Origin of the sequence: Amycolatopsis sulphurea, from assembly GCF_002564045.1 — a bacterium.
Lineage (GTDB): Bacteria > Actinomycetota > Actinomycetes > Mycobacteriales > Pseudonocardiaceae > Amycolatopsis > Amycolatopsis sulphurea.
The window spans coordinates 4,020,533-4,037,565 of record NZ_PDJK01000002.1 but is presented as its reverse complement, the minus strand read 5'-3'; the positions used below and the strand labels follow the sequence as shown (position 1 = coordinate 4,037,565).

Annotated in this window: 18 protein-coding genes; 5 read left to right on the top strand and 13 right to left on the bottom strand. The window is 67.2% G+C overall.

What is annotated here, in order from left to right:
• Positions 1-254 precede the first annotated feature (254 nt).
• Together ATK36_RS24650 and ATK36_RS24645 are read left to right on the top strand one after the other, a co-directional pair.
• Positions 255-674: a hypothetical protein gene (locus tag ATK36_RS24650; RefSeq protein ID WP_098513661.1), complete on the top strand. Its 420-nt coding sequence runs from the start codon at positions 255-257 to the stop codon at positions 672-674.
• A gap of 127 nt (positions 675-801) precedes the next feature.
• Positions 802-1,425: an Rv1733c family protein gene (locus ATK36_RS24645; protein ID WP_245915089.1), complete on the top strand. Its 624-nt coding sequence runs from the start codon at positions 802-804 to the stop codon at positions 1,423-1,425.
• Here ATK36_RS24645 and ATK36_RS33810 read toward each other — a convergent pair.
• The 4 genes from ATK36_RS33810 to ATK36_RS24630 form a co-directional block, all read right to left on the bottom strand.
• Positions 1,422-1,658 (bottom strand): hypothetical protein, encoded by a 237-nt coding sequence (locus ATK36_RS33810; RefSeq protein WP_245915087.1) that lies wholly within the window; start codon positions 1,656-1,658, stop codon positions 1,422-1,424. The genes ATK36_RS24645 and ATK36_RS33810 overlap by 4 nt on opposite strands.
• A 37-nt stretch (positions 1,659-1,695) precedes the next feature.
• Positions 1,696-1,950 (bottom strand): hypothetical protein, encoded by a 255-nt coding sequence (locus tag ATK36_RS33805; protein ID WP_245915085.1) that lies wholly within the window; start codon positions 1,948-1,950, stop codon positions 1,696-1,698.
• Between the two features lie 864 nt (positions 1,951-2,814).
• Positions 2,815-4,014, bottom strand: coding sequence for an FAD-dependent monooxygenase (locus ATK36_RS24635; protein ID WP_098513659.1), 1,200 nt, complete (start codon positions 4,012-4,014; stop codon positions 2,815-2,817).
• 108 nt (positions 4,015-4,122) lie between these two features.
• On the bottom strand, positions 4,123-4,605 hold the full coding sequence (locus ATK36_RS24630; RefSeq protein WP_098513658.1) for a MarR family winged helix-turn-helix transcriptional regulator: 483 nt from the start codon (positions 4,603-4,605) through the stop codon (positions 4,123-4,125).
• A 337-nt stretch (positions 4,606-4,942) separates the two neighbouring features.
• On the opposite strand from ATK36_RS24630, the gene ATK36_RS24625 reads away from it, so the two are divergent.
• The gene (locus tag ATK36_RS24625; RefSeq protein ID WP_245915083.1) at positions 4,943-6,403 is read left to right on the top strand and encodes an alpha/beta hydrolase; all 1,461 of its coding nucleotides are present in this window, start codon (positions 4,943-4,945) and stop codon (positions 6,401-6,403) included.
• A gap of 1,006 nt (positions 6,404-7,409) precedes the next feature.
• Here the strand turns inward: ATK36_RS24625 and ATK36_RS24620 are convergent.
• Positions 7,410-8,744 (bottom strand): ISL3 family transposase, encoded by a 1,335-nt coding sequence (locus tag ATK36_RS24620; RefSeq protein ID WP_098513656.1) that lies wholly within the window; start codon positions 8,742-8,744, stop codon positions 7,410-7,412.
• A 195-nt stretch (positions 8,745-8,939) separates the two neighbouring features.
• On the opposite strand from ATK36_RS24620, the gene ATK36_RS24615 reads away from it, so the two are divergent.
• Entirely contained in the window at positions 8,940-9,632 is a 693-nt protein-coding gene (locus ATK36_RS24615) for a transposase family protein (RefSeq protein WP_141544382.1), read from the top strand.
• A gap of 354 nt (positions 9,633-9,986) precedes the next feature.
• On the opposite strand, the gene ATK36_RS24610 is transcribed toward ATK36_RS24615, so the two are convergent.
• The 4 genes from ATK36_RS24610 to ATK36_RS24600 form a co-directional block, all read right to left on the bottom strand.
• Positions 9,987-10,346, bottom strand: a complete 360-nt coding sequence (locus ATK36_RS24610; protein WP_387001485.1) for a hypothetical protein — start codon at positions 10,344-10,346, stop codon at positions 9,987-9,989.
• Positions 10,259-10,708 carry a GNAT family N-acetyltransferase gene (locus ATK36_RS34830; RefSeq protein ID WP_387001492.1) on the bottom strand — a complete coding sequence of 150 codons (450 nt, stop codon included), beginning with the start codon at positions 10,706-10,708 and terminating at the stop codon, positions 10,259-10,261. Before ATK36_RS34830 ends, ATK36_RS24610 begins: the two co-directional genes overlap by 88 nt.
• A 288-nt stretch (positions 10,709-10,996) precedes the next feature.
• Entirely contained in the window at positions 10,997-12,073 is a 1,077-nt protein-coding gene (gene rho / locus ATK36_RS24605; RefSeq protein WP_098515154.1) for a transcription termination factor Rho, read from the bottom strand.
• Between the two features lie 461 nt (positions 12,074-12,534).
• Complete coding sequence (locus ATK36_RS24600; protein WP_245915081.1) at positions 12,535-12,984, bottom strand: SRPBCC family protein; 450 nt, start codon at positions 12,982-12,984, stop codon at positions 12,535-12,537.
• A gap of 553 nt (positions 12,985-13,537) precedes the next feature.
• Between ATK36_RS24600 and ATK36_RS24595 the strand changes: the two genes are divergently transcribed.
• On the top strand, positions 13,538-14,473 hold the full coding sequence (locus ATK36_RS24595; RefSeq protein WP_098513654.1) for an MBL fold metallo-hydrolase: 936 nt from the start codon (positions 13,538-13,540) through the stop codon (positions 14,471-14,473).
• 128 nt (positions 14,474-14,601) lie between these two features.
• Here ATK36_RS24595 and ATK36_RS31655 read toward each other — a convergent pair whose 3' ends face one another.
• From ATK36_RS31655 to ATK36_RS32980, 4 genes are all read right to left on the bottom strand, one after another.
• The gene (locus tag ATK36_RS31655) at positions 14,602-15,306 is read right to left on the bottom strand and encodes a UbiA prenyltransferase family protein (RefSeq protein ID WP_141544521.1); all 705 of its coding nucleotides are present in this window, start codon (positions 15,304-15,306) and stop codon (positions 14,602-14,604) included.
• A 114-nt stretch (positions 15,307-15,420) separates the two neighbouring features.
• On the bottom strand, positions 15,421-15,648 hold the full coding sequence (locus ATK36_RS31650; RefSeq protein WP_141544520.1) for a hypothetical protein: 228 nt from the start codon (positions 15,646-15,648) through the stop codon (positions 15,421-15,423).
• Positions 15,649-15,678: 30 nt separating this feature from the next.
• On the bottom strand, positions 15,679-16,116 hold the full coding sequence (locus tag ATK36_RS32985) for a methyltransferase (RefSeq protein WP_211291942.1): 438 nt from the start codon (positions 16,114-16,116) through the stop codon (positions 15,679-15,681).
• Complete coding sequence (locus ATK36_RS32980) at positions 16,113-16,610, bottom strand: methyltransferase family protein (protein WP_211291941.1); 498 nt, start codon at positions 16,608-16,610, stop codon at positions 16,113-16,115. The genes ATK36_RS32985 and ATK36_RS32980 overlap by 4 nt, the downstream gene beginning before the upstream one ends.
• Between the last annotated feature and the right edge of the window lie 423 nt (positions 16,611-17,033).

Genomic DNA, 17,033 nt, shown 5'->3' with positions numbered 1-17,033 from the left:
CCGCGGTGGATAGCGCCAACCCGGGGGTGTGACGGGACGAAACCGACCCGGCGCTCTCACGTCGCGTATCCGCGATACCCCACAAGCCTGACGGAGCGCGATTAATCCCCCCATGAACACCAAGCGTGACCTGCGGGCCTCTTCGGGTGAAAACGGTTCTCACCTGGTTCCGCGCACCGGGGTTTTGCCGCATCTTTTCCGGTGGACATCCGCGCGGGGGCGGCAAACACGAGAGGCAAGCAGAAGGGACGGTCATGACCCAGTCGCTCGAGGTCCCGACCCAGGAGTTCTGCCTCGACTGGACGATGAACGGCGCCGAGGGCGGGCGCGTCCGGTTCACCCTGTCCGGTCAGGTGAGCCTGCTGGACGGCAAGCGGTTCTACAAGGTGGACGGGGTGCTCTACATCGCCGAGGGCGGCGTCTACTGCCGCGAGATCGGCAACCCGCGGCTTTACGTGCGGCGCAACGGGGTCGAGGAGTGCGGGCGGCAGTGGGGCTGGGAGCCGATCAGCTCCCGCAAGACCGCCAACCGGCTCTGCGCGATGGACGGGTACTTCGTGCGCACCGGGTACTGGGCACCCGCGGACCGCAGCATTCAGCTCGGCATCGTCGCCGAGTACGGCTTCCGCCGCCGCATGCACAGCCGGACGGCCACCGTGCGCATGGTCGACTGACCGGACGCTCCGGTTAACCCACACGAGTGGTTGGCGTGCGCAGGAACACACTGAATCCGATGGTAAACCGGAAAGAACGTAGTGCGGATAACAGCGCCCGCGGGCCTGGCGGAGGACGATGGAGGTCATGCGGAACAGGACTCGGGCAGGCAGACCACCAAACCCCTGTAGACGACTGCTGCGGCGCCTCGGCGCCGCCCGGAACCCGCTGCTGCGCCGCTCCGACCGGATCGAAGGCGCGCTCGCCGGAGTCGCCATTCTGATCGCGCTGCTGGCGATCCCGCTCGCGGTCCTGCTGGGCAGCGCGGACATCCGATCCGAGACGGCCACCTCGGACGCCCAGCTGCGCTCACGCCACCAGGCCACCGCGACCGTACTGACGACGGCGCCGGAGCAGCCGATGACCATCGGCGACAGCGCGCCGATCGCCAGCACAGCACGGGTGAACGCGCTTTGGCACGTGCCCGGCGGAGCACCCCGTACCGGCGCGATCACCGTGCCCACCGGCGCCGCCACCGAAGGCGCGACCACCCGGATCTGGCTCGACGACAACGGCAGGCAGACCACCGCCCCGCTCACCCACACCGACGCGGTCACCAACGGGATCCTGGTGGCCACCTTCACCTGGCTGTGCACGGCCGGTGTACTGGCGGGTGCGTTCTGGGCGGCGCGCCGGGTACTCGACCGTCGGCGGGCGAGCCGCTGGGCGGAGGACTGGGCCCAGTTCGCCGGCCCGGAAGCAGTGCGTTAGCGGCCCTTCGGCTGTGCCGCACCCTTCACCAGCCACGCAACACCGAAGGTGACCACGGTCGGCGATTCCAGCCATGACGTCGGATGCCAGGTGGCAGCGGCGAAGAGCTGCCCGACGAGCACGATCAGCACCAGGCAGGCCAGCAGCACGATGCCGCAGACCCGGCAGACGACGTTGCGCGGGGTCTTGCGCCGGGTCGGTGTGGCGGCGTCGGTCTTGGTGAACCGGAACAAGCAGAAGAACGCCAGGGTGGAAAGAAGATCGTGGCGCTCACGACCTGCACGATGCCGATCGCATGCGCGGCCGGCGTCGCCGAAGCCGGACTCGTCGGGAACAGCGCGACGCAGATGCCGCAACCCCCGCGACGTTGCCCGCGATGTCGTCGATGAAGCCGTAACCGCGGTAAGAAATCAGGAAGACACCGATCGCGCACAGCACACAGACGTTGCGCAGATCGCCGTAGTAGTAGCTGCTCAGCGAACCGAGCAGGTCGCCGCCTTCGAGGAGTTGCTTGCCGGCGATCACCAGGATCGGCAGCGCGACCCCGAGTACACCGATGGCCCGCCGGAGAACAGGTACGAACGCACGAGTTCGGTCACGGTGCCGCCTCCCGAAGTCGTGCATTTTATCGGCTCAACGACGCGCGCGGTGACTGCCTCACCGGCTCAGCCCAGTGGGTCGTCGCGTTTCGCGAGCAGCCTGGCCTTCGTGCGGGCGTCGACATCAGGAAAGCCGTTGCGGAAAGACTTGGGTGGGTCAGCCGGCTTGGGTGGGTTCGACGGCTGCGCTGGTTAGCAGGCTTCGATGGCTTGGGCAGTGCCATAATCCGGCATCCCGGACCGGTCCCCGGTGCACGCCCGGTGTTGACCACCCGCCCGGTCGGCTCACCCGTCCCGTGCACGCAGCCGGGCAGAAGTGACCGCAGGGCAACCAATCCATGACCGGACGAGCGTCGGCGTAACCCCGGTCGAACCCCGAAATCGCTGTGGTGACAACGAATCCGTTGTGACACTTTGGCCACAGGACGGATTTCACAGCCATCGAAGCCAAGACCATCGGTGTACCGCCGTGGACGTCGGCCTCGTCAACCGTCTCGGTGCGGCTGCCAGGCATCGGCGCGACGACCGAACGAAGGTATTGTGTTTTGGGTTTTTTCCGTACACGTACGCTAATTTTCCGGAAACAGAAACGAGTACGCTGGTCTGCCGACCGCCGTGCCGCACGTCCCGAGGCCTCGGTACGACGCCGAACGGCCCCGCGGGAGACGGCAAGCCCCAAGCAAGGACCAAGCCAGCCCGACACCCCGATGGCTCCCCCGCCCACACCGAGTCCACGGGCAAGCCCGCACACACCCAGGCTGCCCGACCCCTCAGGCCACGGCATGCCCACTCACATCCCAGCCGACCGCCCGCAGCCCGGATACTCGCGGAACTTCACCGCGTTCGCCGCCCGGGTGCCGAGGTGGTCGAAGACGCGGCCGCCGATCGGCCCGGCCAGCATCCGGTAGGTGCGGTTGCGGGAGCGGACCTTCTCCGCGGTCGGCGGGACCAGGAAGCCACCCGAGCCCGCGCCGTTGCGGTGCCCGACCCGGGCCGGTTTGCGCAGCCGCCGCTCGTAGCGGGCGAACGCGGTCCGGTGGTCCCCGCCCGCGGCGGCGAGTTCCCCGGCGAGCACCTGTGCCCCCATCATCGCCAGCCCGGTGCCGGAACCGCCCGGTCCGGCGCACCACGCGGCGTCGCCGAGCAGCACCACCCGGCCGTGGGACCACGCGTCGAGTTCGATCTGGCCGATCCGGTCGAAATACAGGTCGTCCGCCCCGGCCAGGCCACCGAGAAACCGCGGTACCTCCCAGCCTGCTCCGGCGTAGACCTCGGTGACGATCTCCTTCTGCCGCGCCGGCTCCGGCCGTCCGTAGCCCTGCGGGTCACCGCGGAAGAAGAGGCCGACGTGCACCGTCTCCGGATCACGGTGGCCGGCGATCATGATGCCGCGGCCCGGCTCGTTGTGGATCAGGCCGCGGTGGTCGAGACCAAGATGGTTCTTCGCGGTGAAGCCCGCGACGTGATAACCGAGGTCGATGCGGAACCGCGCCTCCGGGCCGAACGCCGCGGTGCGCACGCCGGAGTGCACCCCGTCCGCACCGACCACGAGGTCGAACCGGCGCGGCGCACCGTGGCGGAAGGTCACCTCGACCCCGTCGGCGGTCTCGGTCAGCTTGGTGACCCGGTCGCCGAAGACGTATTCGGTGTAGTCCTTGGTGCGGTCGTACAGCACGCGGGCGAGGTCGCCGCGCAGCAGTTCGAGTTCACCGCTGATGAACCGGCTCGGGATGGTCACCACCGGCTTGCCCGCCGGGTCGAGCAGCAACTGGTCACCCATTCCGGTCTCGTGCTCGCGGAGTTCCTCCAGCATGCCCATGGCACGCAGCAGTTTCATCTGCTCGCCGCGGAAGTCCACGGCCTGTCCACCCGGCCGCAGCGCGAGCGCGGCCTCCACCACGGTGACCGAATAGCCGTAGCGGTGCAGCCAGTAAGCGGCGGACGGGCCGGCGACGCTGGCGCCGGAAACGAGGACGGTCTTGCCTGCCATCGGTACTCCTCTGGGTCGTTCGGGTGCGATGCGCCCAGAGTGCGTCGGGCCGCTTACCGCGCCCGCACGAAGCACTGACGGTGCCGGTCGGCGGGGGTCAGACGCGGGTCAGCGAGCGCAGGGCGGCTCGTGATCGTCCTCGATCAGCCGCGCGAGCATCCGGTCGAACGCGCCGGCCAGCACGACCAGCTCGTCGGCCCCGAGCTGGTCGAAGAAGTACCGTCGCACGGTCTCGCGGTGCGGTCGCCGGGCCGCTTCGACCGCCAGCCGGCCGGACAGGGTGAGCCGCACGTTCGCCCCGCGCGCGTCCTCCGCGCAGTGCTCCCGGACGACCAGCCCCCGTTTCTCCATCCGGCTGATGTGGTGCGAAAGCCTGCTCCGGTCCCATTCGACCGTCGCGGCGAGATCGCGCATCCGCAGTACCCCGTCCACGGCCTCGGCCAGCGGGCCGAGCAAGGCGAAATCGGCCCCGGACAATCCGGCGTGCCGCTCCAGCTGATGGTCCAGCGCCCCGGCGAGCGCGCGCTGGACACGCTGATAGGAACGCCACACGTGGGCTTCCCCCGCACCGAGCCACGGTCCATCCGCCATCCGGGGAATTCTACGTTCCGGCGCCGCCGGGCAGGGCGAAATCGGAAGAATGAATCCGTTCCGTGCATTTCCCGCGCGAACGGAGCGTTTCGATCACCCATTCGCGTTGGTGTGCCCGGTAACCCGGACGGTGTTCGCGATAGGCCATTCGGGCAACCGTGGCCAGGTTGGCCCTCGTGGCAAGCGGTCCCGCCCGGCTCGAACGGCGCAATGAGTCCATAATGGACGGAAACCCCGGGCTGGGCGCGGCGACGGGACTCTGGCAGGATCCACGCCACGGAAATCACCGTTCTTTCCGATTGGCGGGCTGTACATGGGTTTGGGCAGGAAAATCGCCGTGCTGACGACGGCGCTCACGGCGCTTGCGGGCATGGCCGCCGCAGGACCGGCCGCGGCGAGCGGGGTCGGCTGGAAGCCCTGCCCGACCGCGAGCGGAGTCGAGTGCGGGACGGTGACCGTGCCGCTCGACTGGGACCGCCCCGGCGACGGCACCATCCAGCTCGCGCTGGCCCGCCGCAAGGCGACCGACCCGGCACACCGGATCGGCTCGGTCCTGATGGACCCGGGCGGCCCCGGCGGTGCGGGCGCGGGCGAAGTGCAGGATGGCTGGGGGCTCTCGCCGAAGGTCACCGCGCGGTTCGACACCGTCGGGTTCGACCCGCGCGGGATCGGGCAGAGCACCCCGGTCCGCTGCGGGCTCAACGAGATCACCGCGGACAACCCCCAGCTGCCCAAGGACGCCGCGCAGTACCGGCAACTGCTCGCCTACAACCGGGCGCTCGGCACCAGCTGCACCCGGGTCAGCGGGCCGCTGACCGGGCACGTGGACACCAAGAGCGTGGTCCGCGACATCGACGCCATCCGCGCCGCGCTCGGCGACCCGAAGCTGACCTACTACGGCGTTTCCTACGGGAGCCTGATGGGCCAGCAGTACGCGGAGGCCTACCCGGACCGGGTGCGGGCGCTCGTGCTGGACAGCAATATGGACCACTCCGTCGGGACCACCTGGGAGTTCCTGCACAGCGAGACCAGGGCCGTGCAGGAGCTGTTCGACCAGTTCCGCCAATGGTGCGACCGGAACACCTCGTGCGCGCTGCACGGCAAGGACCTGTCCGCGCTGATGACGCAGCTCTACTCCCGGGCCGAGCAGGGCACCCTCGGCACCCCGGACGACCGGCTCGATCCGCTCGCGCTGGCCGGTATGGTCTCCCGGAACTTCTACGGGCCGACCTGGGACAAGCTGGCCAAGGACCTGGTCTCGCTACGGGACGGGAAGCCGCCCGCCGCCGGGTTCGGGACCACGGAGGTCAGCGTGCCCAGCGTGTTCGGCAGCGTGTTCTGCTCGGACTGGCGGCTGCCGGTCACCAGCTTCCCGCAACTGCAGTCCTACCAGCGGGCGTTGTCGGTGGTCTCGCCGGACGTGCGCCTGTCCCAGCTCGGCTGGACCTCGGTGACCGGCTGCGCGGGCTGGCCAGGCCCGGTGCGCAACCCGCAGCACCCGCTGTCGATCCGCCCCGGGGTGCCGATGCTGATGCTGAACAGCCGGTACGACCCGGTCACGCCCTACGCCTGGGCCGTCCGCGCCGCGCAGCAGGCGGGCGCACCACTGGTCAGCTACGACGGCTGGGGGCATGCCGCCTACTTCAAGAACAGCAAGTGCGTCACCGACACCGCCGACACCTTCTTGCTGACCGGCGTCCGGCCCGAGCAGAGCCTGCATTGCGCCGCGATACCGCCGTCCGAACAGTCCAGGGCGGATACGGATGGTCCACGGCCGCCGCGAATCGTCGGCTTCTGAGGGTCGTCGGCTTCTGAGGGTCGTCGGGTTCTGAGAACCAGCCAGCCCTGAGGGTCGGCAGTTCTCGGGGCCGGCTAGTCCTGAGGGCTGATGTGGTTCTCCGGGCTGACCGGTCCTGAGGGCCGTCGGGTTCCAAGGCCGCCGGGTTCCGGGGGCACCGAGGTGCTTGGCGCTCCGGTGTCCTCGGGGCTCTGGTGTCCTGCAAACGCCGGGGGTGCCCTGAGGACGCTGACGTCCGGTGGACACCGGGGTTCGGTGGGCACCGGAGTTTCGTAGGCGCCGGAGTTCGGTGGGCGCCGAGGCTTTCGTGCGCGCTGGTTTCCTCAGGACATCGGTTTCCGTAGGCGATGGGTCCTGGGACGTTTGGTGTCCTGACAACGCCGGGGTTCTTTAAGCGCGGGGTTCTACGTGCGGGCGGGGCGCCAGTGTCCCGAAGGCACCGGGTTCTGAGAGCGCCGGGGATTCCGCGCGTCGGGGGCGCTGAGGCGCCGGGGTTCCATGGACGCCAGGGGTTCTGGGTACTCCGGTGCCGTGAGGGCTCTGGGCATCCTGAGCGCGCTAGGCATCCTGAATGCACTGAGGCTCTGAATGCGCTGAGGTTCTGAGGGCTGAGGGCTGAGGTTCTGAGGGCGCTGGCATCCGGAGGGCACCGAGGCCCGGCCGGCATCTGGGGCCTATCCGCACCGGGATTCCGCGGGCATCCCGATTCTGTCGGCACATGAGCCCGGTCGGCACCCGGGTCCCGTCGTTACCCGGGTCCCGTCGTTACCCGGATTCTGTCGGTACCTGGATTCTGCGGGCCTCCGGATTCTGTTGGTACATGGGGCACCGTCGGCATCTGGGCCATGTCGGTACCCGGAGGCTTATTCACGGCACCTGAGATTGCCGTTTCCGGCGTGTCAACATGAACGGCGGCCCGTTTATTGAGAGAATTGGGTTTCCACACTCAGTACTCACAAAAACGGACCGCCTAACATGTATCATACCACTGGACTTACCGGGGTCTTCAAAGTTGATCGGGGAGTCTGTCTCGTCGGGCTTGTCGGGTGGTTGCGCAGCGTGAGCGCAGGCGTTGGTTGGCTGGGTTGCGGAAACCGAACGCGTTACGGGCTTCCAGCTTGATCAACCGGTTGTTGCCTTCGCTGGCGGCGTTGGTGATGCCGGTGAGGATGTAGGCCTCGATGCCGTCCCACCAGTCGTCGATGGTCTGGGCGAGGCTGATCAGTTCGGGCTGGCGGGAGTCCAGGCAGTGGGTCATGAACTGGTATCGGGCGTTGGAGATCGCGTGGCGGTCCGGGCCGGTGTGGGCGTGTTTAGCGGTCAGTCGTAGCAGGGTTCGGAGTTTTTCCTTGGCGTGCCAGCCTGTCAGGATCCAGCGTCCGTAGGTGCCTATCTCGGTAAGCGTGCGGGTCAGGGTGTCTCGTTGTTCTGCGGTGAGGTCTTCGGCGTTGCGGCGTAATAGGCCGCGTACCGCCCACTCCGGGTCGCCGCGCCGGCCACGCCGCCGTCGTTGCGCCCAGGTGCAGCGACGCCGCAGCTCGGCCAGCCTGCGGTTGGCCAACTGGACGACGTGGAAACCCACCACCACCTGGGCGTGCGGCAGTGCGCGGCGTACGGCGGCCCGAAAGACCGCACACATATCGATGGCCACGTACCGGATAGATGCCTGCCAGTCGCTGTCGTGAGCGGTGATCCAGTCCACGACGACGGTCGTGGCCCGCCCCTCAACCTGTCCGAACAACCCTTGCCTGCCAGTGACATCCACGAAGCCGACATGCCAGCGATCCGTTGCCAGACGCCACTTTCCGGTCTGTTCATCCTGCTCCCACACGGGCTTGCCACGACGGACCTCGTCCACCCCGAGCACGTCGGTGGGCGCTGGTGTGCCGGGCAGCACCTGGCGGGCGTAGGCGGTGAACTCCCGGTGCACGGTCGGCCAGGACAGCCCAAGATCGCGGCCGGCCTGGGTGAGGGTGCGCCCGCCATCGACCACCGCGACGCCCGCCGCCCGCCGCAACCGGCCTGTGGTGCGCATTCCGGCAGCGAGCTGCGGGATCTGCTCGGTGAATGAGCCTCGGTGACAGCTGGTCGCGCCGCAGACCCACCGGCGTTTGCGCCACTGGAGGCGAACCGGTCCACCACCGTGCTCCAGATCGCGCGGGCGGGTCGTGACCAGCCCCTTGACCCGAGTGGCCCTTGTCCCACAGCCAGGACAGACACGGGCAGCCTGATCAGCGGTGACCACCTGCACCACCCGGATGCCGTCGCTGTCCCGGTAGACACGTGCTACCGCCACCCCGTCGAGATCGAACAACACTGTCGCGTCTGTATCGTTGAGCATGCCCGCGTGTTCTTGAGGATCAGATTGCCTTGACATGATCCACAAGGACCGCGGGTCTTCTCCACCCAGGGCAGACCACCACCACAACGATCACACACGGCGACAGTCCATCAAGCAGGCCGACACCTCTCCCCGATCAAGCTCGAAGACCCACTTACCATCGAGCAGATCACCGACCTGTGCGGGTTGGTCGACATGGATACCACAGCTGAGCAGCGTAGGTGGCCACCGATTCTGGGCCTGTTCAACTCGGCGGTGATCGCGCTGACATACATGCGATGCAATCGGGTTCAGGCCGAACTGGCGGAAGCGTACGAGGTATCTCAACCGACAATCAGTCGTGCGATCACCGGAATGACGCCTCTGATAGAACGTGTTCTCAGGAAGTTCGTGCCGACGGCGGACGAATTGGACGACCAGACGCAGTACATCGTGGACGGAACCCTGCTGCCGTGCTGGTCATGGGCCGATCGCCCGGAGCTGTACTCCGGCAAGCACAAGACGACCGGCATGAACGTACAGATCGCTTGCACCCTTGACGGACGACTCGCGTGGATCTCCGATCCCATCGAAGGACGCCGGCACGACACGTACTGCCTGAAGGAATCCGGGGCGCTTCTGACTCTGAATCCGGATAACTGGATGGGCGACAAAGGATACGTGGGAAATTATATGCTCACCCCGATCAAGAAGCCGAAGCACCGCAAGCTCTTGGACTGGGAGAAGGAATTCAACACCCAGATCAACAAGATTCGCTACGTCATCGAGCAGACCATCGCCAACGTCAAAACCTGGAGGATCCTGCACGCCGACTACCGACGGCCCATTGAGACCTTCGCGGAAACCATCTCAACGGTAATCGCTCTGCACTTCTATGCGGCTGCCTGAATAACCCTCCCGGATTCTGTGCACACCCAGCTTCTGTCAACATTTGGATTCTGCGAGCACCTGCGCTCTGTCCGCACCCCGGTTCCTGAGGGCACCTGGATCCGGTCGACACTCGGATTCTGCGGGCACCTGGCACTTGGATTCTGCGAGCACCTGGATTCTGTCGGCACCCAGGTTCCTGCGGGCACCGGGGTTCTGGGGTTCCCGCGCCCGGCTCCCCTTGGCGGGAGCCGGGCGCTGCGGATCAGCCGTCCGTCTCGGATCGGCAGTCGCCGCGGGATCAGTAGCGAGTCTGCAGTCGCGCGGGGTCGCTCGCTGCGGGATCGGTCGCCGCAGGATCGCCTCGCTGCGGGATCAGTAGTCGTCGCGGCCGGTGAACTGCTGTTCCAGCAACTCGGCCGAACCGGCGACCAGTTCCAGGGGATCGACGAACTCGTTGAGGTCGAGGTTGACCAGCGGTAGTGCGTGCCGCAGCACCAGATGCTCCCCCATCACGACCACACCACCCACCACCAGCGAGGCGCCGGCCTCGCGGAGCACGTGGTAGAGGTTGACCTCCTCCACCCGGGCGAACGGGGTGGCGATCTGCACCCAGTCCTCGCGGTGATCGAACACCTCCCGCGCGATCACCATGACCTGCGCCCGGCCCTCGGTGTACGCGTCGGCACCGAACACGATGCGGATGCGGATTTCGTCCGGATCGTCCCGGACCACCCGGTACTGCTGCCTGATGAATCCGACCAGATCGGCCCACTCTGCCACGCACATCCTCCTCGTCGGTTCTTTCGCACGGCCAGGATCAGCGTAGTGAAACAAGCCGGGTCCAGACGGGTGAAATCGATCAGCCCATACAGCGCACATGGGGCATCCTGATAGCGGATTTCGCGCTGACAGGTGAACCCGAGGCGCGCCATCACCGCGCGGGAACGAACGTTGTGCACTTCGGCGAAGGACAGGACCTTGGTCACGCCGAGCCGGGTGAACGCGTACACGAGGCCGGCGCGGCCGATCTCGATGGCGCCGCCCTTTGCCCCGTGCGCTTCCCGGACAGCCCAGATCCAGCGGGCGGGCACCATCGACATCCTGATAGGACAGTCCACCCCGGCCGATCAGCTCGCCGGATTCCCGGTGGTGGGCAAGCAATCTGCCGACCTTGTCGACAGACCGGTCACGGCTGATCCCCAGCGGCGCCGCGTCCGCCCGGGTCCAGTCGCCGAACCAGCGCGCGATCCCGGGGTCGGTGTGCAGGCGGTACATCTCGTCGGCCGACTCCGGGCCGATCGCCGTGAGCGACAGGCGTTCGGTGTCCATCGGGTGAGGCTACCGTTCAGTGCATCGTCGTGGTCTCGGAATTGTTCGGTTATTCAGGCGGCCCGCTGATCCGGTATCGCCAAGGAGGCCTGCACCCTGGCCACGAATTCGGCATTGGATTTGGTGGTGCGAACCTGATCGAGGAACTGTTCCGCGGCCCGTTTCGGATCCTGCCCGGCCAGCGCACGGCGGACCTCGGCGAGCACGGTCAGCTCGGCTGCCGGCACCAACAGCTCGTCGCGGCGGGTGCCGGAGCCGAAGAGGTCCACGGCCGGGAACACGCGGTGGTCGGCGAGTGTGCGGTCCAGCCGGAGTTCGGAGTTGCCGGTGCTCTTCAGCTCTTCGAAGAACACCGTGTCGGCCAATGACCCCGTGCCGACAAGTGCGGAGGCGACAATGGTGAGGGAGCCGCCGTCCTCGATGTTGCGGGCGGCGCCGAGGATTTTCTTCATCGGATGCAAAGCGCTCGCGTCGACGCCGCCGGAGAGCACTCGCCCCGACGTGCGGGCAGCGAGGTTGTAAGCGCGGCCGAGCCGGGTCAGCGAATCGAGCAGCAGCACGACGTCGCGGCCGGTCTCCACCAGGCGTTTGGCGCGTTCCAGCGCGAGTTCGGCGAGTGCGGTGTGCTCGGCGGGTTTGCGATCGAAGGTGGACGCGATCACCTCGCCGCGCACGGTGCGGCGCATCTCGGTGACCTCCTCGGGCCGCTCGTCGGCGAGCAGCACCATCAGGTGCGCCTCCGGGTGGTTGACCGAGATCGCCTGCGCGATCGCTTGCAGCACCGAGGTTTTCCCGGTGCGTGGCGGGGCGACGATCAAGGCGCGCTGCCCTTTGCCCAGCGGCGCGACGAGGTCGAGCACGCGGGTGGTCAGCTGGTGCCGGCCGGTTTCGAGGACCAGCCGCTGGTCCGGATGAATCGGGGTGAGCCGCTCGAACTCGGGCCGCTGCTGCTGTGGCCGCGGGGGTGGTGCGCCGTTGACCGAGACGAGTACGCCGTCTTCGAGGACCAGCTCGTCGCCCCGGCGCAATCCGTGCGCACGGACCAGCCCGGCAGGCACCGCCAGGCCGCCCGGACCGTAGCCGAGGGTGGCGGAGCCGCCGCGCAGATCGAGAATTCCTTGCCGTGCCAGCGTCTGTGCCTGCGCCTTTGTCCGTGTCGTGGTCTGTGTCTGCGTTGGTGTCTGCGTTGGTGTCTCTGTCATGAGTGATACTCCTGAATGGTGCGGCGATCGACGCGGATCGCGGATCGCTCGGGTACGGCCGGGACGGCTCCGCCGCGCACCGGGCTAACCGGAGGCGGACCACGTCCTGGAAACGACGTATCCCGGATACCGCGAAACTGGCGGAGAGTGCCGAGATTTCGTGGGCGGCTGGGCCGACTTCCACGGGATACGAGCCGTAGCGTAGCGCATCGGCACTCGCAGGCACAACCATTCAGCGCTTGCCGCGGATTCAGCGCGCCCTCGGCGAGCCGAATCCGCGGCGGTGCTGCGCGAATCCGCGGCGGTCCGGCGCGATTCCGTCCCGGCTATCACGTCTCCTGTCCGGCAGAACGATCGCAGTCACCATTTTGTTCCCTGCCGGGGGACGATCACTTCGGCCGCAGGTCCATCGGCAACGGCTTGCCCGTCTCCAGCAGCGACTTCAGGTTCGACAGCACCGCGGCCCAGCCACCGGAGACGTCGCGGTGCGCACGCTCGTCGGCGAGATCGGTGTGGGTCACGGTCAGCCGGACGATCCCCTCGTACGGCTGGATGTCGAAGGCGGCGCGGGAGGGCTCCTGATTTTCCGGCCCGTTCGGGTCGTACCAGGTCGTGACGAGCCGGCGCGGCGGCTCCGCCTCCACGACCTCGCCCGTCACGTCGGTGATCCCGGATCCATCGGACCGCACATGCGCCCAGCGGGAGCCCGGCTGCCAGTCGGACTCGTTGCGGTGCGCCCAGTACTGCGCGGTGATCTCCGGATCGGTCAGTGCCTCCCACACCCGCTCCGGCGTGCTGTCGATGTAGGTGACGTAGACGAAACTCGGTTTCTGGCTCATGACTTCCCCTGCTCGACGGTTACCCACACAGCGTAACGCAGGTAAATAGCTGCATGTCAACCCGTCGCCGCTCATCGACTGGAAAAGTTGCTGGTCAACGCCTCCTCAAGCGGACATGACCGGGTCGCCCCCGCGCGGCAAGCAACATCGCCCACACGGTCCGGAATCGATCTTCCACCCACAGTGAGCGAGACCGTGGCCCCACGCCACCACCAGTCTTCAATCCACAATGGACATATGACCAGTGGATCGAAGTGTCCACTTCGGACCTCGTCACATGGTCGATACCACCGCTGCCCCGCAACAGAGGCAAGGACCCGCCGAGGTGAAATGATCTTTCCGCCAAGCATCCGCGGTCCCCAGTTCGGCTTCCCGGCCGGCCGCAGCCGAACCCGCCCGCCGATCAGCCGGATCAGTGGTCTCCCGCACAGCCGGCCGGAAATGTGATCTCATCACCACTGACCGCGACCCTCTTGGTCTATACCATTCAACTCCACTACCATGCACTGGTCCGGTCGGCCCGCCGCAGCGACAGCCCACGAGGGGGGAACGCATGAGCGCCATCAGGCGGAACATCGTCCCGCTCAGGTACACCGACCCGAGCGTGGTCGCCTACGTGCGCACGCCCAGCGACTGGCTGGTGTCGAACTGCGGCTGGATCCGCGGCCGCGAAGCCGTGCTGGTGGTGGACACCTGCGGGACCGAGCAGGACACGCTCGACCTGGTCACGGACGTGCGCAAGTACTCGGCGGCGGAGATGCCGCTCACCGTGGTGCTCACGCACGCCCACGGTTCGCACTACAACGGCACCGGCGTCGCGCTGCGCAACGGCGGGCGGGTGCTGGCCGCGGCCGCGGCCGTTCCGCGAGTGCGAACCGGGCCGCAGGTCGACGACGTGCACTTCCAGTTCACGCGCTGGGGTGCGCTGGAAGCCCCGCCCGCGGAGGTGGTGCACACGGTGATCGAGCCGGTCGAGGTGGATCTCGGCGGCGTGGTCGTGGAGGTCGTCCCCTTCCCCGGGATCGCGCACACCGACGGTGATCTGGTCGCGTTCGAGCCACGCACCGGCACGCTGTTCGCCGGCGGGCTGCTGTCGGTCGGCGCCACCCCGCTGGCGACGTGCGGTTCGATCCCCGGCTGGCTGACCGCGCTGGACTGGCTGGACAAGGTGTTCCCGGATGTCCGCACGTTCGTTCCCGGGCACGGTGAGCTACGGCATCCGGGCAGCTTCCCGATCGCCGTGCAGCGCACTTATCTGCACTGGCTGCTCGACGCGACCGCATCGAACAGCACACCGGATTTCGCCAGGCTGGCCATCATCGCCCGCCGCCGCTGGCCCACCTGGAGCCTGCCCGAACGCCACCTCGGCAATCTGCTGCGCGCGCACGCCGACCAGCACGGCCACCCCCTGTCCCCGAATGACGCGATGCACGCGATCAGCGACGAAGCGGGCGGCAAGATCAATCTCGACGAGCGGCTCGGCCGCTGAAGCATTCCCGGCTAAGCGGGTTCGGGGCCCGCTCGGATGAGCGCTGTTGGTGCGTCGCGTGGCCAGGGATCCGGGTGGCCGGGTGAGGGCGAAGACCTCGGACACGTGGTGCGCCAGGACCGGGTCGGTCATGGCGACCGAGAGCAAACGGTCGAAGGTTCGGTGCGCGAGACGAGTTGTCCAGCCACGCCGGCCACGAGTGTGGGGAAAGCGCCAGTCCTCGGTGCTGGACAGTGTCCAGGCCGATGTGACGGTGCGGGCGAGATCGCGGCGGATGCGCGAGTATGTGTGCGACGTCGGTTGATCCGTGGTGAATGCCTGCCGCAGGGCGAGTGCCTGGTTGATGACGACCGACATTCCTTGTCCGTACTGGGGTTGAGCGTGCAGAGTGTTCCGTACCAGGTTTGATGGAGACCAAACAGCGCGAACGTGGCTGTGGCCACCACCAGCCAGGACGACGGGACATGCCCTTGCGCGAGAGCCGGGATGGTCGTACCGATGAGCACCGCGCAGGAACTGGTCGGCAAGGCCATCGAGGACCAGAACGTGACCGACTCCGCGGTCCGGTGCTCGTCGATGTCCCCGCGGAGCAAACGAAGTGCGACCCACAGCGGGATCGGGAACGTCGCGAGCAGGGCCACGCTGGGAACCACGGGAAGCACGCCGGTCACGACACCGACGAGCAGAGCCGCGTACACGATGGCGTGTCCCCCGGCGTAGACGAGAGCCACCCTGGCGGGGCCGAGCACACCGGCCGGCGTGATCTTGCCGACCCGCCGGTCACCGGGGATGTCCGGCAGGTTCATGATCAAGCAGCGCAACAATTGCAGCACGAAGACAACGCTCAGGCAGACCCTGGTGCTCTACAGCAGGAAGACCCCCAGGGTGTCCGCAATGTCGGTGTGAGGCGCCCATGCGCAGCCCGCGGAGGTCTGTGAAGGGGCCCTTCACAGACCCGAGACAGGTCCGGCGCACAGCGCGAGGTGATCGCGCATCTCGAACACCTCCGCATCGCCCGCGGCCGGGCGCAATCGATCGAGCGGGCAGGCGCCGTCGATGATGACGCGGCAGCCACGGCTCCCTCTGCTGATCACGAGTCCTCGACCAAACTTTGCCAGGACCGTGTGGCCCCCTCCAGTGAGATTGCACAACAAATCCGGCCCGGAGACGATCATCAGCCTGACGGGAAGTTCTATACCCGAGGCTTATTGCTTACGGGCCACCACGGCACACCATTGGCGCCGATTGCGTCGAAGCACGCGTGCACTCTGGAGGCCGACTTCTCGCAACCAGGTCACGTATTCCAATTCTGAATAGTTCGGCCACCCACGGTTTCGACGATCATGTTCATGCCCATCAGGGCCGCCGCGACCGGCCCCGTGCGTTGCGCATTGAGCAGCCATTCGAGGATGAGAATGACGCCGCCCGGTTCCAGCGCCTCCCAGCATTTCCTGAGCAAAGGCCCGTCCGGTGACCTCATCCCAGTCGTGCAGAATCATGCTGAGCAACACGACATCATGCCCGTTCGGCAATTTCTCATCGGCCAGGAAATCGCCTTGCACGATGTCGATCACCTCGTCGAGGCCGGCTTCGGCGACTTTGCCCGCAGCGAGGGGACAGACGTGCGGCAGGTCGACAGTCATACGCGCCGGCCGGGACCTGGGCGGTCGAGCTGGAGAGTGAGCGCATCGCCACCCAGAACAGCTCCCATCATCACCGGGTCCTCGGCCGAGAAGATCGACTCCTGCTCGCCGGGGTCCCAGGTCAGCGGACGATTATCCCGTAACGCGTGGACCAGGCCGTGCCAAGCGGGATATTCCCGGTGATCCAGGAAACGTACGTAACCCCCGAAATACCGGGGCCGCCCGGACACCAGGAATTCCTCCGCCAAGGCGGAATTCCCGTAATCGGCACAGTTCTTGTCCAGCAGGCCCAGCGATGCGCATGCAGCCAGGAGCGCATCCGAGGGCCGCTCGTGCATACCCAGCTCGGTGGCGATCTCCGAAACGGTGACCCGCCGCCCGTCTCGCAGCCGGGTGAACAGATCGATCTCCACTGCGGCAGCGAACGTCTTGAACGCCCAAAACGCACTGGAAATCGGCATCAAAGGGCCGGAATCCGTAGTCTTGATCGTCATCATGGCTCCTTTCCCGCAGAGGCCGAGTGCCGATGATTGACCACTGCGAAGATCAGCCGCGAGGCCCAGCTATCCGAGCCACGATCCCGTTCATCTCATGCGGTCGATGATGTCCCCCGAGCGCGGCAAAGTGCTTGGCAGCATCCCGGTGCTATTTCGGCCGACCGGAATTTCCGGCGGAATAAGGCCTGCTCACACCGCCCGCAACACGGTTCCCTTGGGCCGGGATGGAGAGACCGAATGGTCGGTGCGAGGTCTGCCCGGCCTGGGCGAGGCCGTTGGCGACGTCAGCCGGCTGCTGAGTGACCGGCCCGACCATCGAACGCCCGCGGCGCGGCGATTCACTGCGCACGCTCCACCGAAAGCCAGGTGCACTACTCGACCACACTGAAGCGGCCGGCCACCACGCAACGAGCCCGGCTG